At 63.4% G+C, this 26,115-nt stretch carries 20 protein-coding genes; 11 read left to right on the plus strand and 9 right to left on the minus strand.

Features of this window, described 5'->3' with window-relative positions; translation table 11 throughout:
- The first annotated feature begins 208 nt into the window (after positions 1-208).
- From dsbC to BV82_RS06200, 5 genes are all read left to right on the plus strand, one after another.
- Positions 209-937, plus strand: a complete 729-nt coding sequence (dsbC, locus tag BV82_RS06180) for a bifunctional protein-disulfide isomerase/oxidoreductase DsbC (protein ID WP_036994032.1) — start codon at positions 209-211, stop codon at positions 935-937.
- Between the two features lie 79 nt (positions 938-1,016).
- Positions 1,017-2,321: a homoserine dehydrogenase gene (locus tag BV82_RS06185; protein ID WP_036994034.1), complete on the plus strand. Its 1,305-nt coding sequence runs from the start codon at positions 1,017-1,019 to the stop codon at positions 2,319-2,321.
- 105 nt (positions 2,322-2,426) lie between these two features.
- Entirely contained in the window at positions 2,427-3,836 is a 1,410-nt protein-coding gene (gene thrC, locus BV82_RS06190; protein WP_036994035.1) for a threonine synthase, read from the plus strand.
- 89 nt (positions 3,837-3,925) lie between these two features.
- Complete coding sequence (locus tag BV82_RS06195; RefSeq protein WP_420831701.1) at positions 3,926-7,522, plus strand: transporter substrate-binding domain-containing protein; 3,597 nt, start codon at positions 3,926-3,928, stop codon at positions 7,520-7,522.
- A gap of 84 nt (positions 7,523-7,606) precedes the next feature.
- Positions 7,607-8,827, plus strand: a complete 1,221-nt coding sequence (locus tag BV82_RS06200) for an EAL domain-containing response regulator (protein ID WP_026001138.1) — start codon at positions 7,607-7,609, stop codon at positions 8,825-8,827.
- Positions 8,828-8,834: 7 nt separating this feature from the next.
- On the opposite strand, the gene BV82_RS06205 is transcribed toward BV82_RS06200, so the two are convergent.
- The gene (locus BV82_RS06205) at positions 8,835-9,497 is read right to left on the minus strand and encodes a response regulator (protein ID WP_010220228.1); all 663 of its coding nucleotides are present in this window, start codon (positions 9,495-9,497) and stop codon (positions 8,835-8,837) included.
- A gap of 138 nt (positions 9,498-9,635) precedes the next feature.
- Here BV82_RS06205 and BV82_RS06210 point away from each other — a divergent pair, with 138 nt between their 5' ends.
- Positions 9,636-9,932, plus strand: a complete 297-nt coding sequence (locus BV82_RS06210; protein WP_081839616.1) for a DUF3509 domain-containing protein — start codon at positions 9,636-9,638, stop codon at positions 9,930-9,932.
- Between the two features lie 169 nt (positions 9,933-10,101).
- Here the strand turns inward: BV82_RS06210 and BV82_RS06215 are convergent, their stop codons facing one another.
- Together BV82_RS06215 and BV82_RS06220 are read right to left on the minus strand one after the other, a co-directional pair.
- The gene (locus tag BV82_RS06215) at positions 10,102-10,989 is read right to left on the minus strand and encodes a TIGR02285 family protein (RefSeq protein WP_010220224.1); all 888 of its coding nucleotides are present in this window, start codon (positions 10,987-10,989) and stop codon (positions 10,102-10,104) included.
- 44 nt (positions 10,990-11,033) lie between these two features.
- Complete coding sequence (locus BV82_RS06220; RefSeq protein ID WP_036994040.1) at positions 11,034-12,233, minus strand: CaiB/BaiF CoA transferase family protein; 1,200 nt, start codon at positions 12,231-12,233, stop codon at positions 11,034-11,036.
- A 130-nt stretch (positions 12,234-12,363) separates the two neighbouring features.
- Between BV82_RS06220 and BV82_RS06225 the strand changes: the two genes are divergently transcribed.
- The 3 genes from BV82_RS06225 (at position 12,364) to BV82_RS06235 (ending at position 15,897) form a co-directional block, all read left to right on the plus strand.
- On the plus strand, positions 12,364-12,906 hold the full coding sequence (locus tag BV82_RS06225) for a YaeQ family protein (protein WP_010220222.1): 543 nt from the start codon (positions 12,364-12,366) through the stop codon (positions 12,904-12,906).
- Between the two features lie 57 nt (positions 12,907-12,963).
- The gene (gene recJ / locus BV82_RS06230; protein ID WP_010220221.1) at positions 12,964-14,673 is read left to right on the plus strand and encodes a single-stranded-DNA-specific exonuclease RecJ; all 1,710 of its coding nucleotides are present in this window, start codon (positions 12,964-12,966) and stop codon (positions 14,671-14,673) included.
- Between the two features lie 117 nt (positions 14,674-14,790).
- Complete coding sequence (locus BV82_RS06235; protein WP_010220220.1) at positions 14,791-15,897, plus strand: NADH:flavin oxidoreductase/NADH oxidase; 1,107 nt, start codon at positions 14,791-14,793, stop codon at positions 15,895-15,897.
- Positions 15,898-16,088: 191 nt separating this feature from the next.
- Here BV82_RS06235 and BV82_RS06240 read toward each other — a convergent pair whose 3' ends face one another.
- The 6 genes from BV82_RS06240 to ydcS form a co-directional block, all read right to left on the minus strand.
- On the minus strand, positions 16,089-17,951 hold the full coding sequence (locus tag BV82_RS06240; RefSeq protein ID WP_036994042.1) for an NAD(P)-binding protein: 1,863 nt from the start codon (positions 17,949-17,951) through the stop codon (positions 16,089-16,091).
- Between the two features lie 13 nt (positions 17,952-17,964).
- Positions 17,965-19,389 carry a gamma-aminobutyraldehyde dehydrogenase gene (locus tag BV82_RS06245; RefSeq protein WP_036994044.1) on the minus strand — a complete coding sequence of 475 codons (1,425 nt, stop codon included), beginning with the start codon at positions 19,387-19,389 and terminating at the stop codon, positions 17,965-17,967.
- A gap of 18 nt (positions 19,390-19,407) precedes the next feature.
- Positions 19,408-20,214 carry an ABC transporter permease gene (locus tag BV82_RS06250; RefSeq protein WP_010220213.1) on the minus strand — a complete coding sequence of 269 codons (807 nt, stop codon included), beginning with the start codon at positions 20,212-20,214 and terminating at the stop codon, positions 19,408-19,410.
- Entirely contained in the window at positions 20,204-21,142 is a 939-nt protein-coding gene (locus BV82_RS06255) for an ABC transporter permease (protein WP_010220212.1), read from the minus strand. Before BV82_RS06255 ends, BV82_RS06250 begins: the two co-directional genes overlap by 11 nt.
- A 1-nt stretch (position 21,143) precedes the next feature.
- Entirely contained in the window at positions 21,144-22,184 is a 1,041-nt protein-coding gene (locus BV82_RS06260) for an ABC transporter ATP-binding protein (protein WP_010220211.1), read from the minus strand.
- A gap of 113 nt (positions 22,185-22,297) precedes the next feature.
- Positions 22,298-23,449, minus strand: a complete 1,152-nt coding sequence (ydcS, locus tag BV82_RS06265) for a putative ABC transporter substrate-binding protein YdcS (protein WP_036994046.1) — start codon at positions 23,447-23,449, stop codon at positions 22,298-22,300.
- Positions 23,450-23,636: 187 nt separating this feature from the next.
- On the opposite strand from ydcS, the gene BV82_RS06270 reads away from it, so the two are divergent.
- Together BV82_RS06270 and BV82_RS06275 are read left to right on the plus strand one after the other, a co-directional pair.
- The gene (locus BV82_RS06270; RefSeq protein ID WP_010224917.1) at positions 23,637-24,356 is read left to right on the plus strand and encodes a tellurite resistance TerB family protein; all 720 of its coding nucleotides are present in this window, start codon (positions 23,637-23,639) and stop codon (positions 24,354-24,356) included.
- Between the two features lie 130 nt (positions 24,357-24,486).
- Positions 24,487-26,109, plus strand: a complete 1,623-nt coding sequence (locus tag BV82_RS06275) for a methyl-accepting chemotaxis protein (protein ID WP_010224916.1) — start codon at positions 24,487-24,489, stop codon at positions 26,107-26,109.
- Positions 26,110-26,115: the final 6 nt, after the last annotated feature.

The raw sequence follows: 26,115 nt of genomic DNA on the forward strand, positions 1-26,115 counted from the left end.
GCAACTATGCCTTGGGCCATCTCGACAAAATTCGTCGGTAAACGCCGACCCCTGACACACGCAGCCTTGTTCTCCCGATCGAGCACGCCTCCGACCGCCGCCGCTTCTGTGGTAGGCTTGAGCGGTTTGCACCGAGGGCCGCAATGACACCCCGTTTTTCAGGACGGGCGTGCTGCATCCGGCCCCCTGTCCGCCTTCAGGAGTTCCCATGCGCGTGACCCAGATTTTCGCCGCCGCCGCCCTGGCGCTGGTCAGTACTTTTGCCGCTGCCACCGACAACGCCGAGCAGGCGATCCGCAAGACCCTGCAGTCCCTGGAACTGGGCGTGCCGGTCGACAGCGTTGCCACCAGCCCGCTCAACGGTCTGTATGAAGTCAAGCTCGAAGGCGGCCGCGTGCTGTACGCCAGCGGCGACGGCCAGTTCGTCATGCAGGGCTACCTGTTCCAGATCCAGGACGGTAAGCCGGTCAACCTGACCGAGAAGACCGAACGACAGGCCATCGCCAAGACCATCAATGCCATTCCAGCGGCCGAGATGGTGGTTTATCCTGCCAAGGGCGAAACCAAGTCGCATATCACCGTGTTTACCGACACCACCTGCCCGTACTGCCACAAGCTGCACGCCGAAGTGCCTGAGCTCAACCGTCGCGGTATCGAAGTGCGCTACGTCGCCTTCCCGCGTCAGGGCCTGGGTTCGCCGGGTGACGAGCAGTTGCAGGCGGTCTGGTGCTCGAGCGACCGCAAGGCGGCGCTGGACAAGATGATCGACGGCAAGGAAATCAAGGCCGCCAAGTGCGCCAACCCGGTCGGCAAGCAGTTCGCCCTGGGCCAGTCGATCGGCGTCAACGGTACGCCGGCCATCGTCCTGGAAAACGGCCAGGTGATTCCGGGCTACCAGCCGGCACCGCAAGTGGCCAAGCTGGCCCTGGCCAAGTAATTCAATCTGAAGCCGTCACCTTGGGGTGGCGGCAGTTTCACGATCGGCTGCCAGCCGGTCGTTTCATGGGGAGTTCACAGTGAAACCGGTCAAAGTAGGCATCTGTGGGTTGGGGACCGTCGGTGGCGGTACCTTCAATGTACTTCAGCGTAACGCCGAGGAGATCGCCCGCCGTGCCGGGCGTGGTATTGAAGTGGCACAGATTGCCATGCGTTCGCCAAACCCGAATTGCCAGATTACCGGTACCCCCATTACCGCTGATGTGTTCGAGGTCGCAACGAACCCGGAAATCGACATTGTCATCGAGCTGATCGGCGGCTACACCATCGCCCGCGAACTGGTGCTCAAGGCCATCGACAACGGCAAGCACGTGGTCACCGCCAACAAGGCGCTGATTGCCGTGCACGGCAACGAGATTTTCGCCAAGGCCCGCGAGAAGGGCGTCATCGTCGCTTTCGAAGCGGCCGTAGCCGGCGGTATCCCGGTGATCAAGGCGATCCGCGAAGGTCTCTCGGCCAACCGTATCAACTGGGTGGCCGGGATCATCAACGGCACCGGCAACTTCATCCTCACCGAAATGCGTGAAAAAGGCCGTGCGTTCCCCGACGTGCTGGCCGAAGCCCAGGCCCTGGGTTACGCCGAAGCCGATCCGACCTTCGACGTCGAAGGCATCGATGCCGCGCACAAGCTGACCATCCTGGCGTCCATCGCCTTTGGTATCCCGCTGCAGTTCGACAAGGCCTACACCGAAGGCATCACCCAGCTGACCACCGCTGACGTGAACTACGCCGAAGCGCTGGGCTACCGCATCAAGCACCTGGGCGTGGCCCGCAGCACTGCCAACGGCATCGAACTGCGCGTGCACCCGACGCTGATCCCGGCCGATCGCCTGATCGCCAACGTCAATGGCGTGATGAACGCGGTGATGGTCAACGGTGACGCTGCCGGTTCCACCTTGTTCTACGGCGCCGGCGCCGGCATGGAACCGACCGCTTCGTCGGTGGTGGCTGACCTGGTCGACGTGGTTCGCGCCATGACCTCCGACCCGGAGAACCGCGTACCGCACCTGGCCTTCCAGCCGGACTCGCTGTCGGCCCACCCGATCCTGCCGATCGAAGCTTGCGAAAGCGCCTACTACCTGCGCATCCAGGCCAAGGATCATCCGGGCGTGCTGGCCCAGGTGGCGAGCATCCTCTCCGAGCGCGGCATCAACATCGAATCGATCATGCAGAAGGAAGTCGAGGAACAGGACGGCCTGGTGCCCATGATCCTGCTCACTCATCGAGTGGTCGAACAGCGCATGAACGATGCCATCACCGCCCTGGAAGCCTTGCAGGATGTGGTCGGCAACGTCGTGCGTATCCGCGTCGAACAACTCAATTGACAACAGCGGCAAGCGGCAAGCTACAAGCTGCAAGATCACAGCGGGACTGCGGTGACTTGCAGCTTGAAGCTTGAAGCTTGAAGCTCAAACCGAAGGTTTGCAAAAATGCGCTACATCAGTACCCGCGGCCAGGCACCGGCCCTGAATTTTGAAGACGTGCTGCTGGCCGGTCTCGCCAGCGACGGCGGCCTGTACGTGCCGGAAAACCTGCCACGCTTCACCCAGGAAGAAATCGCTTCCTGGGCCGGCCTGCCATACCACGAGCTGGCTTTCCGGGTGATGCGCCCGTTCGTCACCGGTAGCATCGCCGATGCCGATTTCAAGAAGATTCTCGAAGAAACCTACGGCGAGTTCGCTCACGCCGCGGTCGCGCCGCTGCGTCAGCTGAGCAGCAACGAATGGGTACTGGAGCTGTTCCACGGCCCGACCCTGGCGTTCAAGGACTTCGCCCTGCAACTGCTCGGCCGCCTGCTCGACCACGTGCTGGCCAAGCGTGGCGAGCGCGTGGTGATCATCGGCGCCACCAGTGGCGACACCGGCTCTGCCGCTATCGAAGGCTGCCGCCGTTGCGACAACGTCGACATTTTCATCCTCCATCCGCACCAGCGCGTGTCGGAAGTTCAGCGCCGGCAGATGACCACCCTCTTCGGTGAGAACATCCACAACATCGCCATCGAAGGCAACTTCGACGACTGCCAGGAAATGGTCAAGGCCAGCTTCGCTGACCAGGGCTTCCTCAAGGGCACCCGCCTGGTCGCGGTGAACTCGATCAACTGGGCGCGGATCATGGCCCAGATCGTCTACTACTTCCACGCAGCCCTGCAGCTGGGCGGCCCGGCTCGTTCGGTGGCGTTCTCGGTACCGACCGGCAACTTCGGCGACATCTTTGCCGGCTACCTGGCGCGCAACATGGGCCTGCCGATCAGCCAACTGATCGTCGCCACCAACCGCAACGACATCCTGCACCGCTTCATGAGCGGCAACCAGTACGTCAAGGAAACCCTGCACGCGACCCTGTCGCCGTCGATGGACATCATGGTCTCGTCGAACTTCGAGCGCCTGCTGTTCGACCTGCACGGTCGCAACGGCGCGGCCATCGCCGGCCTGATGGACAACTTCAAGCAGGGCGGCGGTTTCAGCGTCGAACAGGACCGCTGGACCGAAGCACGCAAGCTGTTCGATTCGCTGGCGGTCGATGATGCGCAAACCTGCGAAACCATCGCCGAAGTCTTCGCCCAGACGGGCGAGGTGCTCGACCCGCACACCGCAATCGGCGTCAAGGCCGCCCGCGAATGCCGTCGCAGCCTGGACACGCCGATGGTGGTGCTGGGTACCGCGCACCCGGTCAAGTTCCCGGAAGCGGTGGAGAAGGCCGGTGTCGGCAAGGCCCTGGAATTGCCTGCACACCTGAGCGACCTGTTTGCCCGTGACGAGAAGTGCACGGTCCTGGCCAACGACCTGAAAGCCGTTCAGGCCTTCGTCAGCCAGCACGGTAATCGCGGAAAGCCGCTCTGATCGACTGATCGGCACATGAAAGCCCGTCTCTGACGGGCTTTTTTGTTTCTACACTGGCATTGGTTTGCAGCAACGGATCAGGGGTATCAATGAGCACAGGACGTCGTCGCGCAGCAGGGCTGCTATGGGTTTGCCTGCTGGGGCTATGTACCGGACAATGGGCCCAGGCCGCCCAGAGCCTGCCCTTTACCCTGGTGCCGCCGTTTACCGAGCTTGGTCCAATGCCGCTGACCTCCGCCCAACAACAGTGGCTGGGCCCGGCACGGGTGTTGCGGGTGGGCATCTCGTTTGCCGATTACGAGCCGGTGGATATCACCATCGACCGCAATCGCTACCAGGGTATCAGCGCCGACTACCTGAGCCTGGTCGCTGAACGCCTCGGGGTGAAAACCCAGGTGCTGGCCTTTGCCAAGCGCGAGCAGGCCATCGAGGCCCTGCGCCAGGGCGATATCGATGTACTGACCAGCGCCAATGGCTTCGAGCGTAGCGTGCCGGGCCTGGCGTTCTCCGACGATTACATTCCGGACCGCTCAATGGTCGTGGTGCGCGGCGGTGCGCCGATTCCGCCGGCCTCACTGGCGGGCATGAAGGTGGTCCTGCTCGACGGTTACGCCGACACCCAGGTTATGCACCGGGTTTATCCCGATAGTCAGGTGCTGCTGGCGCCCAACCTGAGTAGCGCACTGGAAGCGCTCAATCAGGGCGAAGTGGATGCGTTTATCGGCAACGAAATCATCATCCGCGCTTTCAATGCCCTGCGTCCGTACCTGGGGTTGCAGGTGGTCGGCCCCAGTGCCTTGCCGCCGATCGGCTTTGCCTTTGCCGTGCGCAACGAGGACCGGCTGCTGCAGGCAATGTTCAACGACGCGCTGGCCAGCATTGATGAGTCGGTGCGCCGCGAAATTCTCGGCCGCTGGACCTCCGGGCTAGGCTCGGACGTGGCACATAACCGGGTTGAACTGAGCGTGGCCGAGCGCCAATGGATCGCCAACCACCCGAGCGTGAGCGTAGTCGGCAGCCAGTACCCGCCTTACCTGTTCCGCACGCGCCAGGGGGCCTGGGTTGGCCTTAACAGTGATGTGCTGGCGACCATCGCGCAGATGACCGGGCTGCGGTTTGTCTACGCGCCATCCTCGTCGATTGCCCAGAGCCTGGAACTGCTCAAGAGCGGGCAGGCTGACATGAGCACGACCCTGAGCGAGACCCCGGAACGTCGCGAGTTTCTCGACTTCACCCATTCCATTGGTGGCCAGAGCTGGGTGTTCATCGTGCGCAAGCCGCAACTGGGCCTGGCGTCGCTGGATGAACTGGCCGGGCAGACCCTGGCACTGCCAGCGCAGCACGCGCTGGAAAACACCATTCGCCAGGATCACCCCGGTATTCGCCTGATGTTGGTGGACTCACTGGAGCAAGCTCGGGAAAAGGTGCGCAGCGGCGAAGCGTTGGCGACCATCGATAGTGAAATCGGTGCCTACAGCGTGGTCGGCAATGACCCGGTGCTCAAGGTCGGGCGCGGGGTGGAGGGCAAGTGGGCGCCGGACCGCTTCTCGGTTCGGCGCACTGCGCCGGAGCTGGAGAGCATCCTGAACAAGGCGTTGGAAGCGTTCCCGGTCGCCGAGTTGCGCGCCGTGCGCATGAAGTGGCTGGGTGCGCTGGCACCGCCCGCACCCGCCTGGCAGCGGATTGCGCCATGGATCTACTGGACCGTGGCTGCTGCTGTGTTGTTCGGGTTGGTGTCGCTGGTCTGGAGCAGCCGCCTGCGTGCGCAGATCAGCCAGCGGCAAAAGGCTGAAGAAGCCCTCAACGACCAATTGGCCTTCAAGCGCGCATTGCTCGACGGCATCCCCAACCCCATCTATGTACGCGACCTGGAAGGGCGGCTGATCACCTGCAACAAGAGCTATGAACAGGTGTTCTCGTTGCGTCTGGAAGACGTCAAGGGCCAGCGTCTGACCGATATCGAGGTCATTCCCGTCGAACTGGCCGAGCAGCTGCATGGCGATTACCTGGAGCTACTCAAGGATCCCAAGCCGGTATTCGTCGATCGGCATATTGAGTTCCAGGGCCAGCGTACCGATGCCTACCAGTGGACCGTGCCGTTCTACCGTGCCGATGGACAGCTGCAGGGCTTGCTCGGTGGCTGGATCGACATCACTGAGCGCAAGCAACTGGAAGAAGCGTTGGTGCATGCCCGGCAGCAGGCCGAACAGGCCAACCAGGCCAAAAGTGCGTTTCTGGCCACCATGAGTCACGAAATTCGCACCCCCATGGCGGTCATCATCGGCTTGCTCGAACTTGAACGGGAAACCACCCTTGCCCGCGGCGCGCAACCTTCCCAAGGATTGGAAACGGCCCATCAGTCGGCCCGTGAGCTGATTGCCCTGATCGGCGACAGCCTGGATCTCGCTCGCATCGAGGCCGGTAGCCTGCAACTGGAGCCCCAGGCACGGGCGCTCAAGCCGTTTCTCAGCGCAATCGTTGAGCAGTTTCACGCCCAGGCCCAGGCCCAGGGCCTGGATTTGCGCCTGCAACTGGCAAGCGATGTGGATGGGGTGTACTGGTTCGACCCGCTACGCTTGCGCCAGGTATTGACCAACTTGCTGGGTAACGCCCTGAAGTTCACCCACCTGGGGCTGGTGGAGTTGCAGGTCGGCCGCAGCGGGCACGACAGCTTGCACGGCGTTGGCCTCAGGCTGTGTGTGTGCGATACCGGCATCGGCATCAGTGCGCAACAGCAGAGCGAACTGTTCCAGCCGTTCTCACAGGCCGATGCTGGCGCCGACTATGGCGGCTCGGGCCTGGGCTTGAGTATTTGCCGGCAACTGGTCGAGTTGATGGGCGGCAGCATTACCTTGCACAGTGTGCTGGGCAAGGGCACCGAGGTCTGTGTTGAGCTGACCCTGGAAGCCCTGGCCGCCGAGCCTGCGCCGACGGAGGATGCCGCCGGCCTGTCCGGTGGGCCAGCGCGGCGGATCCTGGTGGTCGACGACCTGTCTGCCAGTCGCTTGGTACTCAGCCAGCAACTTGAGTTTCTCGGCCATGAAGTGCTGGCCGTGGAGAACGGCCAGAGCGCGCTGCAGGCCTGGCAGAACGGGGCGTTCGACCTGGTGCTCAGCGACTGCAACATGCCGGTGATGAACGGCTATGCACTGGCCCGTGGCATTCGCCGGTTGGAGCGCAGCAGCCAGCGGCCAGCCATCGCCATCGTCGGCTGCACCGCTAACGCCATGAAGGAAGAACGTGCTCGCTGCCTTGAGGCCGGTATGGACGAATGCCTGGTCAAGCCGGTTGCGCTTGCCCAGCTGGTGGCTGTTATCGAGAAGCTGGCTCCCCGCCACAGCTTCAAGATGCAGACCCTGCAGAAGATGACCCAGGCCAAACCTGCAGTGCTGCAACGCATGCTGGAAGAATTACGGAAAAATCTGGCCGAAGAATCGATCCTGCTGGCAGCGGCCGTTGAGGCGCAGGGCTGGGAGCGAATCGGGGTGTCATTGCACCGTCTCAAGGGCGTGGCCTGCCTGATCGATGCGCTGCCCCTGGCACAGGCCTGTCGGCAACTTGAAAGCGCCAGCCAGGCTTGTTCTACGCAGGCGGCGCACTCGGCGTGGTCAGCGTTGCAGGTGGTGATCGGCCAGTTGAGTCAGGATATTGAACAGGAGCTGTGGAAATTATTGCCTGAACTTTAGGACATGTCCTATGGGCGTTTCAGGTCGATTTTCCTAGAGTTGCACAGTGCTGTCGTTCAGATCGGCTACTGCGGGGAAATTTTCATGCGCTCACTTAAGGTTCTGATCCTTGAGGATCATCCTTTTCAACTGATGGCCTTGCATCAGATGCTCAACGCCAATGGCGTCTTCGATGTGCTGACGGCGGAGTCGGTCGAGGGTGCCCGGCAGACCTTGTCGCGACGCGGACGTGTCGACATCGCCATCTGCGACCTGCACATGGACGGTCAGGACGGCCTGGAGCTGATCCGCCACCTGGCCGACAGCGGGCTTGCTGCAGCGCTGATTATCCTCAGCAGTGCCGAACGCGGGGTGCTTGATAGTGTTGCCGACCTGGCTCGGCAACTGGGCTTGCGGGTTCTCGGCAGCTTGCAGAAACCAGCCTGCAGCGTTTCTCTGCACAAGTTGCTGCGCCGCTACCTGGATGAGCCTGGTGCTCCCCCCCAGGCGGTCGCCGCACCGGCCCATGCCGAACTGTTGGCCATGTCGCCGGCCGAAGTGGCGCAGAGCAAAGCGCAATGGGTGGTCCATTACCAGCCCAAGGTCGCTTTCGACGGCACCCTGGCCGGGGTCGAGGCGTTGGTGCGCTGGCAGCATCCGAGCCTTGGCTTGCTCGGCCCGGGGCAGTTCTTCCCGCTGGTCGAGGGCGCCGGTTTGCTGGAGACGCTGAGCTGGCATGTGCTCGACCAGGCCTTGGCTTTCAGCGCCAAGGTCAGGCTGCACAGTGGCCAGCCACTGCCGGTGGCGGTCAACATTGCCCCGCAGATGCTGGTTCACGACGATTTTGCCGAGCGGGTCGTCGCTGCCCTCAAACGTCATGACGTGCCGGCCAGCGCCCTGACCCTGGAGGTCATTGAAACCCATGGCTGCCAGCTCGACAGCAACCAGCTCGAAGGCTTGCTGCACCTGCGCATTCAGGGCTGCCAACTGTCGATCGATGACTTCGGCATGGGCGTATCCAACCTCCAGCGCCTGCTCGAACTGCCGTTCAGCGAACTGAAGCTGCCCAGCGAGTTCGTCCGTGGCATGGCCGACGATGGTCGCAAGGCGGCGGTGGTCGCTGGTGCCCTGATCATGGCCCGGCGCATGGACCTCAAGGTGGTGGTCGAAGGGGTCGAGACGGTTGACGACCTGATGGCGATCAAGGCCCTGGGCAGCCCAGTCATGCAGGGTTACTTCATTGCCCGGCCGATGGCAGGGGTAGAACTCTGCCAATGGATGCTGGAGCGTGAGCCGGGCGAAGCCAAGCAGCGGCGCAGGGCGTGAGCCACTTTCAGCCCAGGCCATGTTCCTGCATATAGAGGTACAGCGCAGCGTCATTGGCCAGGCCCAGCTTGCGCATGGCACTGACCTTCTGGCTGCTCACCGTCTGCTTGCTGCGGTTGAGCAGGGCGGCGATCTGGCCGACCGTGTGGCCGGCGGCAAGCAGGCGGGAAACTTCCAGTTCCCGCGGCGACAAGGCCGTCTGGGCACGGGCCAGGTCTTCGCGCACCGCGCCCTCCTGCAGCAGTAACTGCTGCACCGAGTCGGCCAGGTAGATCTTGCCGCGTTGCAAGCGTGCGATGGCCTGGGGCAACTCGTCAGCCAGGCTGGCTTTGCTCAGCAGGCCATTGACGCCCTGGGCCAGCATTGCCCGGAACAATCCGGCGTTGTTGAGCATCGTGACCACCAGGATGGGTAACTGCGCAGAGTGCCGCCGTAGCTGCTCGAGCAGTTTCAGACCATCGTTCTGTTGCTCGACGGGCATCATGAAATCGGTCACCAGCACATCGCAATCCTGCGACTGCACCAGCTGCATCAGCTCCAGCGGGCTACCGGCCTCTGCGACCACGCGTACCGATGGAATCTGTTCGAGCACGGCGCGCAGGCCAATGCGAAAGATCGGGTGGTCATCGGCAAGGATGATGCGCAGTTCGCCAGAGGCAGGATCCGTCACAGGCAGGCTCCGATCAATCGGCTGGATTTCAATCTGTCATTTTTGCCGGGCATGCTGGGTCGAGGAAATCGCACAGTGAGAACTTTTCCGGCTGCCGCAGGGTCAGTGAAAGACCCCTTCTCGACAGGTAGGTGAACAATGAATGAGATGGAATGTATCAGATTGTTGCTCGGCGAAGCATTGGCACCTTACCGGGTCAGGTTGGTGCGCCTGAGCACCGGTTGTGATTTTGACCTGTGCCTGAGCGATGAAGCGAACCGCACCGTGCTGCAGCGTACGGTAAAACCCAGCCAGTTGCAGGACCAGCGCCTGCTGGTCGACCTGGTCGATGGTTTGCAGTGCGACTTGCTCATCGTCGAGGGGCGTTTGCAGCCCTGCGTGATAGCGGCCCAGCGCCACTTGCAGCAAGGGCGGCCGATCAGCGCCGGGGTGTGACGGAACCTTTGCCGATGAGCGCAATCAGATCTTACAAGGACAGCTGATCGGGATTTTGCTCCGATGTCGTGATGCTGTCGTGCGAAGCCCCGATGGGCTTCTGTTTAGCCCCGGGCGGCCTCCCCACCGTTCGGGGTTTCTTTTTGCCCGGGATTTGTCTCGGCCCGGGTCAGTCGTGCTCGCCAAACAGACGCAGGCTGTCATGCACGTACTGCTCGCGCATTTGCGGGGCCAGCCACTGGGCGTAGAGGTCGGGCAAGGTATCGTTGCGCAACGGCAGCAGCAGTTTGTTGATATGGCTGATGGCTTCGCGGCCTAGCGGCGTGTCGGAGCAGCCTACCCGTAACAACTGGTATTGCTCGACGCCCTGGATCGGGAAGAAGGTGTAGTCATCGGTCGGCCAGCCTTGTTGTTGCAGCAAGTAGCGCACCTCTGGCCAGTAGCCAAGCACCAGTTGCAGGCGGTCATGCTGCTGCATCTGCAACAGGCTGGTGACTGCATCGTTACCGTAGTGGCGGCTGAGGGTAGTGTCAGGCAGAGTCTTGAGCAGTTCATCAACCGCAGTGCTATAGCTGCGCTGGGCTACCACACCGAGCTTGAGTGCAGTGTTGCCCAGCAACGCCGGCAGGTCGACCTGATTGCCCTGCAGATAGGGTTCGAGCAGGTGCTGGTCTTTGCGCCGAACCACCAGGCCACTGCTCAGCACGCCCAGGCTGGGAATCGAGAAGTGCACGTAACGCGCTCGCTCGGGCGTCCACAGCAAGGTGGGGTCGCAGGTGAAGGTGGGCTCCTGAAGCATCTGGATGCCCCGGGCGCGGTTGACCCGGACAATGCTGTGATCGTATTCGGGCATCTGGTCGATCAGCAGCGCCAGCAACTGGTCGATCGCCCCCTGGCCTTTGCCGGTGCCTTCGAAAATGGTCAGCGGCGGCAGGTCACGCAATAGCCAGAACAAGCGCTCCTTGGCCCAGGCCGAAGTCGGCATGCCCAGGCTCAGCAGCAAACCGAGCAACAACGGCCAGCCACGACGCAGGCTGGTTTGCCAGTGAAAGGTCATGTTCGGCTCTCCACCATTGCCACGGGATTCAGGCAAGGCCTTGTTCAGACCGCCCCTTGGCTGCGTAGCCGGGCAATAGCGGCGGCGTCGTAACCCAGCCCGCCAAGCAATTGATCGGTGTGTGCTCCCAGCTGCGGGCCGACCCACTCACTGGAGCCCGGAGTATCCGAGAGCTTGGGGACGATCCCCGGCATTTTGAACGGCTTGCCGTCCGGCAGTTTGGCCTGGAGGAACATCTCGCGGGCGAGAAACTGCGGGTCGCTGAACATGTCCTCGGCGCTGTAGATGCGGCTGGCTGGCACTTGCGCGTCATTGAGCACCTGCATCAGGTCGTCCAGCGGCAGGGTCCGGGCCCAGCGGTCGATCACCCCGTACAGTTCATCGCGGCGCACGTCGCGGCCGTCGTTGCTGGCCAGGGCCGGATCGTCGGCCAGGTCGTTGCGGCCGATGGCCTGCATGAAGCGCTTGAAGATCGCATCGCCATTGGCGCCGATCTGCACATGCTTGCCGTCGGCACTGGTGTGAATCGAGGAGGGGGTGATGCCGGGCATGATGTTGCCGGTACGCTCGCGAATAAAACCGAACACGTCGAACTCAGGCACCATGCTCTCCATCATGGCGAAGATCGCCTCGTACAGGGCCACATCCACCACCTGGCCCTGGCCGCCGTTGACCTCGCGATGACGCAGGGCCATCAATGCGCCGATGACACCCCACAACGCAGCAATCGAGTCGCCGATGGAGATCCCGGTACGTACCGGCGGGCGGTCCTCGAAGCCGGTGATATAGCGCAGCCCGCCCATCGACTCGCCAACCGCGCCGAAACCCGGTTGGTCCTTCATCGGCCCGGTCTGGCCGAAGCCGGACAGGCGCACCATCACCAGTTTCGGGTTGAGGGCGTGCAGCACGTCCCAGCCCAGGCCGAGCTTTTCCAGCACCCCGGGGCGGAAGTTCTCGATCAGGATGTCGGCTTCGGCCAGTAGCTTCTTGAGAATCTCCAGCCCTTCGGCATGCTTGAGATTGAGGGTCAGCGACTGCTTGTTGCGGGCCTGCACGAACCACCACAGCGACGTGCCTTCGTACAGCTTGCGCCACTTGCGCAGCGGGTCACCGCCATCGGGCGACTCGACCTTGATCACGTCGGCGCCGAATTCTGCGCAGATGCGCGAGGCGAACGGGCCGGCGATCAGGGTACCGAGTTCGATGACTTTGAGGCCGGCGAGAGGTTTGCTGGGCGTAGGCATGAGGCGTCCGTGGCAGCGGGTCAGGGCCCCCGTTTTTATCATAGCTGGGGCCGCTCAGATACTGCCGCGGCGCAACGAACATGCGGATCGGTTAGACTGGGCGACTTTCCTTGCCGCAAGAAGCCCGTCCATGGCCCAGCCGTCCACCACCTACAAGTTTGAACTGAACCTCACCGACCTTGACCGCGGCGTGTACGAAAGCGTCAAGCAGACCATCGCCCGTCACCCCTCGGAAACCGAAGAGCGCATGGCCGTGCGTTTGCTGGCCTACGCCCTGTGGTACAACGAACAACTGGCTTTTGGCCGCGGTCTGTCGGATGTAGACGAAGCTGCTGTGTGGGAAAAGAGCCTGGACGACCGCATCCTGCACTGGATCGAAGTTGGCCAACCGGATGCCGATCGCCTGACCTGGTGTTCGCGCCGTACCGAACGCACCAGCCTGCTGGCCTATGGCAGCCTGCGCGTGTGGGAAACCAAGGTGGTGCCGGCGGTCAAGAACCTGAAAAACCTGAACATCGCCGCCGTGCCCCAGGAAGTCCTGGAAACCCTGGCCAAGGATATGCCGCGCGCGATCAAGTGGGATGTGATGATCAGCGAAGGCACGGTGTTCGTTACCGACGATCGCGGCCAGCATGAAGTCCAGCTTCAATGGCTGATGGGCGAGCGCGGCTGAAGCCGCGATTGCACCGCCATCACATTTTCCTGATTCACGAGAAGCCTCAATCGCCCCATGCGTATCGATCCCCGCCCGTTGCCGTCCACGCTGCCGTTCCTTGGCGACCTGCCGCCGTTGCTGACCCGCCTGTATGCCGCCCGCGGCGTGCAATCGGCAGCCGAGCTGGATAAAAGCCTGGCGCGCTTGCTGCCTTACCAGCAACTCAAGGGCATCGAGGCGGCGGTCGACCTGCTGGTGACCGCACTGGCCGAACGTCAGCGCATCCTCATCGTCGGCGACTTCGACGCTGACGGCGCCACGGCCAGCACCGTCGGCGTGCTCGGCTTGCGCCTGCTCGGTGCCGCCCATGTCGACTACCTGGTGCCCAACCGCTTCGAGTACGGCTACGGCCTGACCCCGGAGATCGTCGAGGTGGCCCTGCAGCGCCAGCCGCAACTGCTGATCACCGTCGACAATGGCATCTCCAGCGTCGAAGGCGTGGCAGCCGCCAAGGCGGCGGGCTTGAAAGTGCTGGTGACCGATCACCACCTGCCAGGCCATGAACTGCCGGCGGCCGATGCCATCGTCAACCCCAACCAGCCGGGCTGCGAGTTTCCCAGCAAGGCGCTGGCCGGGGTCGGGGTGATCTTTTATGTACTGATGGCCTTGCGCGCGCGGTTGCGCAGCCTGGGCCACTACGACAATGCAGCGCAACCGAACATCGGCGAGTTGCTCGATCTGGTGGCCCTGGGCAGCGTGGCCGACGTGGTGCCGCTGGATGCCAACAATCGCATCCTGGTCCATCAGGGCCTCGAGCGGATCCGCGCCGGGCGGGCACGGCCGGGGCTCAAGGCAATCCTCGAAGTAGCCCGGCGCGATCACGCGCGCATCACCTCCACCGACCTTGGTTTTATCCTCGGCCCACGGCTCAATGCCGCCGGTCGCCTGGACGACATGAGCCTGGGCATCGAGTGCCTGCTCAGTGACGATGCCAACCTGGCACGGGAAATGGCCGGCCAGCTCGACGAACTGAACCAGGACCGCAAGTCCATCGAGCAGGGCATGCAGCGCGAAGCCCTGGCCCAGCTCAAGGACTTGCCGCTGGAATCGATGCCGTTCGGCCTGTGCCTGTTCGAGCCGGATTGGCACCAGGGCGTGATCGGCATCCTCGCTTCGCGCCTCAAAGAGCGTTATCACCGCCCGACCATTGCCTTTGCCGATGCTGGCGAGGGCATGCTCAAGGGCTCGGCGCGTTCGGTGCCGGGCTTTCATATTCGTGATGCGCTGGATGCCGTGGCCGCCCGTCACCCGCAACTGATCAGCAAGTTTGGTGGCCACGCCATGGCTGCCGGCCTGTCGCTGCCGGCCGAGAACTTCCCGGCCTTTGCCCAGGCGTTCGACGAAGAAACCCGGCGTCAACTGCGTGAAGAGGACCTGACCGGGCGCCTGCTGTCCGACGGCACCCTGGCGGTCGAGGAGTTTCACCTGGAACTGGCCCGCGCCCTGCGCCATGCCGGGCCCTGGGGGCAGCACTTCCCCGAGCCGCTGTTCCATGGCGTGTTCCAGTTGGTCGAGCAGCGGGTGGTGGGTGAGCGGCACCTGAAGGTGGTGCTCAAGAGCGAATGCGGCTCGCTCAAGCTCGATGGCATCGCCTTTGGCATTGACCGCGAAGTCTGGCCCAATCCGACCGTGCGCTGGGTCGAACTGGCCTACAAGCTCGACGTCAACGAGTTCCGCGGCCAGGAAAGCGTGCAACTGATGATCGCCCATATCGAGCCGCGCTGAACTCACGGGGCAAAGTGGTCTAGGCTTCGAATGATCGGTCGAAGAACCTGCGGGGAAGATTCAGTAGTCGGCCTGTCAACTATCTGGAGCCTTACCACTTGATTTGAGAGGTGCCCCATGAGCCTGCTGCTTGAGCCGTACACCTTGCGCCACTTGATCCTGCCCAACCGTATTGCCGTGTCACCCATGTGCCAGTATTCCAGTGTCGACGGCCTGGCCAACGACTGGCACCTGGTGCACCTGGGCAGCCGCGCGGTGGGCGGCGCCGGCCTGATTTTCACTGAAGCCACCGCCGTGACTGCCGACGGGCGCATTACCGCGCAGGACCTGGGCTTATGGGACGATGCGCAGATCCCGCCGCTGCAACGCATCACCCGCTTCATCACCGCCCAGGGCGCAGTGCCAGGCATCCAGTTGGCCCATGCCGGGCGCAAGGCCAGCACCCATCGGCCCTGGCTGGGCAAGCATGGCAGCGTCAAGGTGAGCGATGGCGGCTGGGTACCGGTGGGGCCCTCGAAGATTGCCTTCGACCCGGAGCACACGGCACCGACCGAACTGACCGAAGCGCAGATCGGCGAGATCATCCAGGCGTTTGTCGATGCTGCCCGGCGGGCCCTGGTGGCGGGTTTCAAAGTCGTTGAAGTGCATGCCGCCCACGGTTACCTGTTGCACCAGTTTCTCTCGCCATTGAGCAACCAGCGCCGTGACCAGTACGGCAGCTGTTTCGAAAACCGCATTCGCCTGACCCTGCAAGTAAGCGAAGCGGTGCGTGACGTCTGGCCGGCTGAACTGCCGGTGTTCGTGCGCCTGTCGGCCACCGATTGGGTCGAGGATGGCTGGAATCCCGATGAGACTGTCGAGCTGGCCAAGCGCTTGAGACAGTTGGGCGTGGACCTGATCGATGTGTCCTCCGGCGGTACCTCGGCGAAGGCCGAGATTCCCACCGGGCCTGGCTATCAGACACAGTTTGCGGCAAAAGTCCGGGAAGAATCGGGGATTGCCACCGGGACGGTGGGCTTGATTACCGACCCGATGCAGGCTGAAACCATCTTGCGAACGGCGCAGGCCGATATCATCTTCCTCGCCCGCGAGCTGCTGCGCGACCCGTACTGGCCGCTGCACGCCGACGACGACCTGGGGGGCAACAAAGCGGTGTGGCCGGCGCAGTATCAACGCGCGACCAGTCGCGAGCAGCCGATTCACGAGTCTGATTTGCGCGATTGAAGCAACCCATCGCGGGTTGTAGGAGCGGGCTTGTCCCGCGATGACGCCAGTGCAGCCGGCACATCAGGCGCAGACTGGATTACGAGCGCTTTGCGCTCGATCGCGGGACAAGGCCCGCTCCCACAGGTTAGGCACCGTTCTCAGGGCGGGTGTATGAACTGTGGGAGCGGCAGTGCGATGATTCGATTTACTTAAACCAGCTCCCCCACCGCCCGCCAGGCCTCATCAATCGCTGCATGGGCATAAGCACTCCAGGCCGCATCCGAATTGGCGATGCTGACCTTGCCCACGGGCTTGCGCGCCAGTTCCTGCCATTGCTCGGTCTGCTCGGGATCGTCGTAGAGGGTGTTGGTAAAGCAGGCGTAGCCGTGGGGCCAGCGGTTGACGGTGATCGCCAGGATGTCCTGGTTGTGGTCAAAGCCGCCCGGGCCCAGCATGCGTTGCAACTGTTCGCGCAACTGGCTCTCCAGCACCTCGAATGAGGTACCGTACAGGCGCCCACGCCCGGCGCGGGCCTGGTCGCGGCTGTTCATGCCGCTGTCGGGGCTGGTCGGCACGTAGACCATGTGCAAGCCGATAGGCTGCGCCGGGTCGCGCGGGTGCTCGTAGCCACCCAGGCTTACCGGGTAGTCGAGCTTGATCCGGCTGTAGGGCTGGGTCGCGGCGTAGATCTCGTGCACGCCAAGCTTCTTGAAGGCCTGCCAGTTGCGCACGATGACCTTGGTGTACACCAGCGGGAATTTGACGTTCTGGCTCAGGGCATGGGCCTGGTCGGCCGACAGGTCGCGCAGCAGGTAGGGGATCATCATGTTGTAGCAGGCCAGGATGCAGTGCTTGCCACGCACCTGGGCCAGCTGCCCGCCACGGCTGAAGCCGATATTTACGCCGCCGTCGACGTTGCGCACGCTGACCGCCGTGCTGTTCAGGCGCAGGCGTACCGGTTGCCCGGCGCGGTCGAGCTGGCTGTAGTCGAAGTTGGCCAGGACGATGTCTTCCATGTCCTTGCCCGGCGCCACCGTCGGCACCAGGCTGCGCACCAGCAGGCGCGCCAGCGAGGCGTTGCCGTCGGGGAAGTGGTAAATGTACGGCTCTTCCATCTCCGCCTTGGCTTCTTCGCTGATGGGTTCCAGGTTCATTGCGCCAAAGCCCGGGAAGCCGGTGTTGTAGGCGTCGGCGGCGGCCACTGCATCAATGCTCAGGGCCATGAAGTCGTTGGTGCGGCCCTGGAAGTACTTGACTGCCTTGGCCGACAGGCCGACGTCCTTGAGGAGGAAATCGCGGTAGCTGGTGCGCTCAAGGTAGGCGTTCTTGTCCTCCAGCGATTTGCCGGCCAGGTAATCCCGGGGCGCTTCGTGCAGGTCGATCAGGGCCTTGCGGTCGCTTTCGGGCAGGGGGAAATCGTTGATGAAATCGCCGATCGAGCGGGCGTTTAGCTGCGCGGGGGCAATGTCATCGGCGACCATTGGCGTTGGGTCGCCGCTGACCAGCTTGTCTTCGCCGAAGGTCTCGCGGTCGAAGAACACCGCGCGCGACAGGCCCAGGTCCGGGTAGAAGCTGCGGTCAAAGGCGCTCTCGAAACGCTTGATGTCCACCCCGAGTTTTGCCAGCAGGCCGTTGACCTCTTTGCTGTACAGGTGGTTGGGCGACTGGAAGGCTTCGCTGCCACCATAACCGAGGATCATCCGCCCGCCGGCGCTGAACTCGTTGCGCTTGGCGTGGCCGCCGAAGTCATCGTGGTTCTCGAGAATCAGGATCTTCGCTGCGGGGTGCTTCTCGCGGTAGAAGAAGGCTGCCGACAGGCCGCTGATGCCGCCGCCGACCACCACCAAGTCGTACGCCTCGCTGATCGGCAAGGCGTCGGTGGCGAAGGTCTGTTTTTCCCAGCCCATCTGGTGGGCGACTTCGAAGGCGCCGACATGGCTGCCGCGCAAGCCGGTCAACGCCGGTGGGTAGTAGCGCCCGCTGGGGGCAGCCTGAAGCAGTTGCAACGGGGTCAAGCCCGCTGCAACGCCGATGGCGACTCCGTTGATGAAGTCGCGTCGGGTGATTTCCATGGGTGTCCTTACCTTAATGTTTGAACATCACATGCCGGATGCAGGTGTAGTCCTCCAGCCCGTACATGGACATATCCTTTCCATAGCCGGACAGTTTCTGACCGCCGTGGGGCATTTCGCTGACCAGCATAAAGTGCGTGTTGACCCAGGTACAGCCGTACTGCAGGCGCGCCGAGATGCGGTGGGCGCGGCCGACGTCAGCGGTCCACAGCGACGACGCCAGGCCGTAGTCGGAATCGTTGGCCCAGGCCAGGGCCTGAGCTTCGTCGTCGAAACGGGTCACCGAGACCACAGGCCCGAACACTTCGCGACGCACGATCTCGTCATCCTGCTGGGCATCGGCCAGCACCGTCGGTTCAAAGAAGAAGCCGTCACCGGCCACTGCCTTGCCACCGGTCACCAGGCGGATATGTGGCTGGGCAATCGCCCGTTCGACCATGGCCGCCACCCGGTCGCGGTGCTGGGCGCTGATCAGTGGGCCGAGTTCGGTGTTCGGGTCGTTCTGCAGGCCATGCTTGATACTGGCCACGGCCTTGCCGAGTTTTTCAACGAATGGCTCGTAGATGCCGCTCTGGGCATAGATCCGGCAGGCGGCGGTACAGTCCTGGCCGGCGTTGTAGAAACCGAAGGTGCGGATGCCGTCGACCGCGGCGTCGATATCGGCATCATCGAAAATGATCACCGGTGCCTTGCCACCCAGCTCCATGTGCATGCGTTTCACGCTGTCGGCGGTGCTGGCGATGATGTTGGCCCCGGTGGGGATTGAACCGGTCAACGACACCATGCGCACTTTCGGGTGGTTCACCAGCGGCATGCCGACACTTGGGCCACGGCCGAAGAGGATATTCAGTACGCCGGCCGGGAATATGTCGCTGGCCAGTTGGGCCAGGCGCAACGCCGTCAGTGGCGTCTGCTCCGACGGTTTGAGCACCACGGTGTTGCCGGCGGCCAGGGCCGGGGCGATCTTCCAGGCCACCATCATCAGCGGGTAGTTCCATGGCGCAATCGAGGCGACCACGCCCAGCGGGTCGCGGCGGGTCATCGAGGTGTGCCCCGGCAGGTATTCACCCGCGGCCGAGCTGCCGAGGCAGCGGGTGGCGCCGGCAAAAAAGCGAAACACATCGGCGATGGCCGGGATCTCGTCGTGGAGTGCGGCGGCGTACGGCTTGCCGCAGTTGTCCGATTCCAGCCGGGCCAGCTCTTCACCGTGGGCCTCGATGGTCTGGGCGAGTTTGAGCAGCAGCAGCGAACGCTCCTTGGGTGTGGTCTGCGACCAGCTCTGGAAGGCGTGGTCGGCAGCGCGCACGGCGGTATCGATCTGGGCCTCGCTGGCTTCGTTGACTTCCACCAGCACGCTGCCCAGCGCCGGGTTGAGTACCGCACAGCTTGCGCCTTCGCCTTCAACCAGTTGGCCGTTGATCAACAGTCGGGTTTGCATGGTCTAGTCCTCCAGGAGTTATTTGCCGTTACCGGCGACGCTTTCGCCGCCGCGGGTCAGGTAATAGGCGCCGAGGATCGGCAGCATGGTCACCAGCATCACCAGCATGGCCACCACGTTGGTCACCGGCACATCGCGCGGCCGGCTCAACTGGTTGAGCAGCCAGATCGGCAGGGTGCGTTCGTGGCCGGCGGTGAAGGTGGTGACGATGATTTCATCGAACGACAAGGCAAACGCCAGCATGCCGCCGGCCAGTAATGCCGAGCCGAGGTTGGGCAGGATGATGTAGCGAAAGGTCTGCCAGCCGTCGGCACCGAGGTCCATCGACGCCTCGATCAGGCTCTGTGAAGTACGTCGCAGGCGGGCGATGACGTTGTTGTAGACGATCACTACGCAGAAGGTGGCGTGGCCGACGACGATGGTGAAAATCCCGGGCTCGATACCGAGGGTCTTGAACGCCGAGAGCAGGGCGATCCCGGTGATGATCCCAGGCAGGGCGATGGGCAGGATCAGCATCAGCGAGATGCTTTCCTTGCCGAAAAAACTGCGCCGGTACAGCGCCGTCGAGGCCAGGGTGCCGAGCACCAGGGCGATCAGCGTGGCCAGGCAGGCGACCTGCAGCGACAGCTTGATCGACTCCAGCACGTCCGGGCGCGAAAACGCCACGCTGAACCATTTGAGGGTAAAGCCCTGGGGTGGAAAGCTGAAGGCGGCGTCTTCGGTGTTGAAGGCATAGAGGAAGATGATCAGGATCGGGAAGTGCAGGAACACCAGCCCGCCCCAGGCCGCCAGGCGCAGGCCGATCGAGGCGCGCTCAGAGTGCATCGAAGGCCCCCAGGCGTTTGACGATGGACAGGTAGATGGCGATCAGCACGATCGGCACCAGGGTAAAGGCGGCGGCCATGGGCATGTTGCCGATGGCGCCCTGCTGGGCGTAGACCATGCTGCCGATGAAGTAGCCGGGCGGGCCGACCAGTTGCGGGACGATGAAGTCGCCCAGGGTCAGCGAGAAGGTAAAGATCGAGCCGGCGGCAATGCCCGGCACCGACAGCGGCAGGATCACCTGCATGAAGGTCTGCCGCGGCCTGGCGCCCAAGTCCGCCGAGGCGTGCAGCAGCGAGGGCGGCAATCGCTCCAGCGAGGCCTGGATCGGCAGGATCATGAACGGCAGCCAGATGTAGACGAACACCAGAAAGCGCCCCAGGTGCGAGGTCGACAGGGTGCTGCCGCCAACCCCGGGAATGCCGAGGATGAACAGCAGCACTGGCCCCAGGTTCAGTTGCTGGACGAACCACTGGGCCACGCCGCCTTTGGCCAGCAGCAAGGTCCAGGCGTAGGCCTTGACGATATAGCTGGCCCACATCGGCATCATTACCGCGATGTAGAAGAACGCCTTGGTCTTGCCGCTGGTGTATCGGGCCATGTAGTAGGCGATGGGGAAGGCCAGGGTGGCGCTGGCGATCGATACGGCGATGGCCATGCCCAGGGTGCGCAGGATGATGTCGAAGTTCGACGGGTTGAACAGCGCGCTGAAGTTGGCCAGGGTCAGCTCCGGGCTGACCGCCATGGTGAAGTCGTCGAAGGTGTAGAAGCCCTGCCACAGCAGGCTCAGCAGCGAGCCAAGGTATATCGCGCCGAACCAGGTCAGTGGCGGCACTAGCAGCAGCGCCAGGTACAGGTTGGGCCGCCGGTAGAGCAGGTTGGAGAAGCGCCGCATGGCTGTCGGCGCGGCTGTTGCCGGGGCCTGGCTCATCTCAGCGGCCCTCGCCGGGCACGGTTTCCAGCAGCGCGGTCATCGCCTCGCGGGCCCAGCGTGCCTGCAGGCGTTGGCCGGGCTGCCAGGGCGCGGCGTGTTCCTGCCATTGGTTGTTGGCCTGGCTGATGCAGAGCAGTTGGCCGTTGTCCAGTTGCAGCTCGTAGCGGGTGGCGCTGCCCTGATACTGGATATCGTGGAGCAGGCCGCTGACCTGGATTTCGTTGCTGGCGGCCGGTTGGTCGCCAAGGCGGATGTGTTCCGGGCGGATCGAGAAGGGCAGCTCGCTGCCATTGAGCTGCTGCGCCAGTGTGCCGCGCAGCACATTGGAGGTGCCGACGAACTCGGCAACGAAGGTGGTCGCCGGCTTCATGTACAGGTTGCGCGGGGTGTCGACCTGCTCGATGCGGCCGCGGTTGAACACCGCGACCCGGTCCGACATCGACAGCGCCTCGGTCTGGTCATGGGTGACGAAGATGAAGGTAATGCCCAGTTGGCGTTGCAGCTTTTTCAGCTCGCCCTGCATTTGCTCGCGCAACTTCAGGTCCAGCGCGCCCAAGGGCTCGTCGAGCAGCAGCACCCGCGGGCGGTTGACCAGTGCCCGGGCCAGGGCCACGCGCTGGCGCTGGCCGCCGGAAAGCTGCACCGGCTTGCGCAGGCCGTAACCGCCCAGGGCGACCATGGCCAGGGCTTCTTCGGCGCGGGTGTGGCGCTCGGCCTTGGCCACGCCCTTGACCTTCAGGCCATAGGCGACGTTGTCGCGCACGTTCATGTGCGGGAACAGCGCGTAATCCTGGAACACCGTGTTGACGTCGCGCTGGTAGGGCGGCAAGCCCGCAGCCTCTGCGCCATGGATGCGGATCGAACCGGTACTGGGTTGCTCGAAACCGGCGATCAGGCGCAGGCAGGTGGTCTTGCCCGAACCCGAGGGGCCGAGCATCGAGAAGAACTCGCCGTCGTGAATGTCGATCGACACCTGGTCAACGGCCCTGACCTCGCCGAAGGCGCGCGAGACATTGGTGAACTGGACTGCAAGGGTCATGCTCAGGTGCTCCACAGGTCAGTGGGGGCGAAACCCATCGCTGGCAAGGCCAGCTCCCACAGGCTGGTGTACATCGGTCCATGGTGGGAGCCGGCCTTGCCGGCGATAGGGCCTTACCTCCCACCCATGATCGCAATGTAGTCCTGGGTCCAGCGGCTATACGGCACGAACTTGCCGCCTTCAGCCTGCGGGGTTTTCCAGAAGGCGATCTTGTCGAACTGGTCAAAGCCATTGGTCTTGCAGCCTTCGGCGCCCAGCAGCTCGCTGCCGGTACAGGCCGCCGGCACCGCTGGCAACGAGCCGAACCAGGCCGCTACATCACCCTGGACCTTGGGCTGCAGCGACCAGTCCATCCACTTGTAGGCACAGTTGGGGTGTTTGGCCTCGCTATGCAGCATGGTGGTGTCGGCCCAGCCAGTGGCGCCTTCCTTGGGAATGGTCGAGGCCACCGGTTGCTTGTCGGCCTGCAGGCCATTGACCATGTAGCCCCAGGAGCTGGAGGCGACTACGCCTTCGTTCTTGACGTCGCTCATCTGCACCGTGGCGTCATGCCAGTAGCGGTGGATCAGCGGCTGTTGCTGGCGCAGCAGGTCGAGCACCGCCTTGTACTGGGTTTCGTTCAGTTCATAGGGGTTCTGGATGCCGAGCTCAGGCTTGACCGATTTGAGGTACAGCGCCGCATCGGCGATGTAGATCGGCCCGTCGTAGGCCTGGACCCGGCCCTTGTTCGGCTTGCCGTCCGGCAGGTTCTGCGGCTCGAACACCACGCCCCAACTGGAAGGCGCCTGTTTGAACACGTTGGTGTTGTACAGCAGCACGTTCGGGCCCCACTGGTAGGGCGTACCGTAGACCTTTTTATCGACCACGTACCAGGCGCCATCCTTGAGCCGTGGATCGAGGTTTTTCCAGTTGGGGATCAGCGCGGTGTTGATCGGCTGTACGCGCTTGCCGGCGATCAGCCGCAGCGAGGCGTCGCCGGAGGCGGTGACCAGGTCATAGCCGCCCTTGGTCATCAGGCTGACCATTTCGTCGGAGGTGGCGGCGGTCTTGACGCTGACCTTGCACCCGGTGTCCTTCTCGAAGCCGGTCACCCAGTCGTAGGCCTTGTCGCTTTCGCCGCGCTCGATGTAACCCGGCCAGGCGACGATATCCAGCTGGCCTTCGCTGGCGCCCACGGCTTTCAAGGGATCGGCGGCCTGCAGGCCGGCGCTGGCCAGCAGGGCGGTGCTCAGGGCGCAGAGCGTGGCGGTCTTGTGCACGAACATGGTGTTCCCTCTTGTTGAAATTATCTCGGGGCAGTGAAAGTGCAGGTATAGCTGCTTTAAGCGTAGTTGCTGTTGCCTGGGTCCAGCGTAGCCCGGTCTTGGGCAACATCTGGAAGCAAATGCATTCAGCTTCGCTTCAGCCAGCGGCAGTACTCTTGGGGTTTCTTTCCTCCCTTGGAGATGCCCGATGAACACCCGAGGCTTGCTCGATCAACTGCTCAAATCCGGCCAGGACCTGCTGCAGAACCAGGCCGGCAAAGGTTCCGCCGACAAAGCCGGCGGTATTGGCGACCTGCTCGGCGGCAAGGGCGGCGGTGGCCTGGGCAGCCTGCTTTCCGGTGCCGGAGGTGGTGCCCTGGCAGCCGGGGCGATGGGCTTGCTGCTGGGCAGCAAAAAGGCTCGCAAATACGGCGGCAAGGCCCTGACCTATGGTGGCCTGGCGGCCCTAGGGGTGATCGCCTACAAGGCCTACGGCAACTGGCAGGCCAAGCAGGGGGCCGCCGTGCAGGGCGAGCCGCAGACCCTCGACCGCCTGCCGCCGGCCCAGGTCGAGCAGCACAGCCAGGCGATCCTCAAGGCCCTGGTGGCCGCGGCCAAGTCCGACGGCCACGTCGATGAGCGCGAACGGGCGCTGATCGAGGGCGAGTTCGTCAAGCTGTCCAGCGACCAGGCGCTGCAGCACTGGCTGCACGCCGAGCTGAACAAACCCCTGGACCCGGCTGACGTTGCCCGCGCTGCCAGCACCCCGGAAATGGCCGCCGAGATGTACATCGCCAGTGTCATGCTGGTGGACGAGGAACATTTCATGGAACGCGCCTACCTGGACGAACTGGCGCGCCAGCTCAAGCTTGATCCTGCGCTCAAGAGCGAGCTGGAAAGCCAGGTAAAACTTGCCGCCAGTCAATGAAATCGGGCTAAAGGCCAGTATCTAGCCCGTTTGGCCTGGTCCAGCGGTTAAGTCAGCCGCAAATGCGCGCAGCCGCTGGGCTATACTCTGCCCATTTTTCCTGCTCGCGTAGAACATTTGAGGGCTGACTGTGAAAAACTGGACCTTGCGCCAACGGATCCTGGCGAGTTTCGCCGTGATTATCGCCATCATGTCGCTGATGGTGGTCGCCGCCTATTCGCGACTGGTGGCAATTGAGGCCGGCGAGGAAGCGGTGCGAACCGACAGCATTCCCGGGGTCTACTTCAGCTCCATGATCCGCAGCGCCTGGGTCGACAGCTACGTGTTGACCCAGCAATTGGTCGGCTTGAGCGATCATCGCGAGATCAGCTCGGCCGACATGGAGCTGTACAAGGGTTTTGAAGAGCGCCTCAAGCAGCACATGGCCAGCTACCGGTCGACCATCCGCGACAAGGACGATCTGGCCACCCTCGACCAATTCACCCAGCTTGAGACGGATTACCTCAAAGCGGTGGACATCGTGCTGGATGCCTACCGCAAGAAGGATTACCCCGAAGCCCAGCGCCTGCTCGCCGAGGTCCTCACGCCTGCCTGGATCAACGGACGCAAGCACTTGAACGGGGTGATCGAGCGCAATCGTCATGCCGCCGAAAATGCGACCGAGTCGATCGTCAGCGCCGTGTCCACGGCGAAGTTCAGCATGGTCATCTCGCTGCTGTTGGCCATTTTTGCCGCGACCACCTGCGGGCTGGTGCTGATGCGCGCCATCACCGCGCCAATGCAGCGGATTGTCCATGCCCTGGACAAGCTCAGCGGCGGCGACCTCAGCGTGCGCCTGAACCTGGACCGCAAGGACGAGTACGGCGCCGTCGAAACCGGCTTCAACGAGATGATGGGCGAGCTGACCAACCTGGTGTCCCAGGCGCAGCGCTCGTCGGTGCAGGTCACCACCTCGGTGACCGAAATCGCCGCCACCTCCAAGCAGCAGCAGGCGACCGCCACCGAGACCGCTGCCACCACCACTGAAATTGGCGCAACTTCCCGGGAAATCGCGGCGACTTCCCGCGATCTGGTGCGGACCATGACCGAAGTTACCTCGGCTGCCGACCAGGCTTCGATCCTCGCCGGTTCCGGCCAGCAGGGCCTGGCGCGCATGGAAGAGACCATGCACCAGGTGATGGGCGCGGCGGACCTGGTCAACAACAAGCTGGCGATCCTCAACGAGAAGGCCGGCAACATCAATCAGGTGGTGGTAACCATCGTCAAGGTCGCCGACCAGACCAACCTGCTGTCGCTCAATGCCGCCATCGAGGCGGAAAAAGCCGGTGAGTACGGGCGCGGCTTTGCCGTGGTCGCCACCGAGGTGCGGCGCCTGGCTGACCAGACTGCCGTGGCCACCTATGACATCGAGCAGATGGTTCGCGAGATCCAGTCGGCGGTATCGGCCGGGGTCATGGGCATGGACAAGTTCTCCGAGGAAGTGCGCCGTGGCATGTTCGAAGTGCAGCAGGTCGGCGAGCAACTGACCCAGATCATTCATCAGGTCCAGGCCCTGGCGCCGCGGGTGCTGATGGTCAACGAAGGCATGCAGGCCCAGGCCACCGGCGCCGAGCAGATCAACCATGCCCTGGCGCAGTTGGGCGATGCCAGCAGCCAGACCGTCGAGTCGCTGCGCCAGGCCAGCTTTGCCATCGACGAACTGAGCCAGGTGGCCACCGGCCTGCGTGGCGGCGTGTCGCGGTTCAAAGTCTGACCTGCC

It is taken from the genome of Pseudomonas donghuensis (assembly GCF_000696345.2).
In the GTDB taxonomy this organism is placed as follows: Bacteria; Pseudomonadota; Gammaproteobacteria; order Pseudomonadales; family Pseudomonadaceae; genus Aquipseudomonas; species Aquipseudomonas donghuensis.

What these genes read in the sequence shown, in the direction of transcription:
- dsbC (WP_036994032.1), top strand. Translation starts at nt 209, where the DNA reads ATGCGCGTGACCCAGATTTTCGCCGCCGCCGCCCTGGCGCTGGTCAGT.
- thrC (WP_036994035.1), top strand. Translation starts at nt 2,427, where the DNA reads ATGCGCTACATCAGTACCCGCGGCCAGGCACCGGCCCTGAATTTTGAA.
- BV82_RS06195 (WP_420831701.1), top strand. Translation starts at nt 3,926, where the DNA reads ATGAGCACAGGACGTCGTCGCGCAGCAGGGCTGCTATGGGTTTGCCTG.
- BV82_RS06200 (WP_026001138.1), top strand. Translation starts at nt 7,607, where the DNA reads ATGCGCTCACTTAAGGTTCTGATCCTTGAGGATCATCCTTTTCAACTG.
- BV82_RS06210 (WP_081839616.1), top strand. Translation starts at nt 9,636, where the DNA reads ATGAATGAGATGGAATGTATCAGATTGTTGCTCGGCGAAGCATTGGCA.
- BV82_RS06215 (WP_010220224.1), bottom strand. Translation starts at nt 10,989, where the DNA reads ATGACCTTTCACTGGCAAACCAGCCTGCGTCGTGGCTGGCCGTTGTTG.
- BV82_RS06220 (WP_036994040.1), bottom strand. Translation starts at nt 12,233, where the DNA reads ATGCCTACGCCCAGCAAACCTCTCGCCGGCCTCAAAGTCATCGAACTC.
- BV82_RS06225 (WP_010220222.1), top strand. Translation starts at nt 12,364, where the DNA reads ATGGCCCAGCCGTCCACCACCTACAAGTTTGAACTGAACCTCACCGAC.
- recJ (WP_010220221.1), top strand. Translation starts at nt 12,964, where the DNA reads ATGCGTATCGATCCCCGCCCGTTGCCGTCCACGCTGCCGTTCCTTGGC.
- BV82_RS06235 (WP_010220220.1), top strand. Translation starts at nt 14,791, where the DNA reads ATGAGCCTGCTGCTTGAGCCGTACACCTTGCGCCACTTGATCCTGCCC.
- BV82_RS06240 (WP_036994042.1), bottom strand. Translation starts at nt 17,951, where the DNA reads ATGGAAATCACCCGACGCGACTTCATCAACGGAGTCGCCATCGGCGTT.
- BV82_RS06245 (WP_036994044.1), bottom strand. Translation starts at nt 19,389, where the DNA reads ATGCAAACCCGACTGTTGATCAACGGCCAACTGGTTGAAGGCGAAGGC.
- BV82_RS06250 (WP_010220213.1), bottom strand. Translation starts at nt 20,214, where the DNA reads ATGCACTCTGAGCGCGCCTCGATCGGCCTGCGCCTGGCGGCCTGGGGC.
- BV82_RS06255 (WP_010220212.1), bottom strand. Translation starts at nt 21,142, where the DNA reads ATGAGCCAGGCCCCGGCAACAGCCGCGCCGACAGCCATGCGGCGCTTC.
- BV82_RS06260 (WP_010220211.1), bottom strand. Translation starts at nt 22,184, where the DNA reads ATGACCCTTGCAGTCCAGTTCACCAATGTCTCGCGCGCCTTCGGCGAG.
- ydcS (WP_036994046.1), bottom strand. Translation starts at nt 23,449, where the DNA reads ATGTTCGTGCACAAGACCGCCACGCTCTGCGCCCTGAGCACCGCCCTG.
- BV82_RS06270 (WP_010224917.1), top strand. Translation starts at nt 23,637, where the DNA reads ATGAACACCCGAGGCTTGCTCGATCAACTGCTCAAATCCGGCCAGGAC.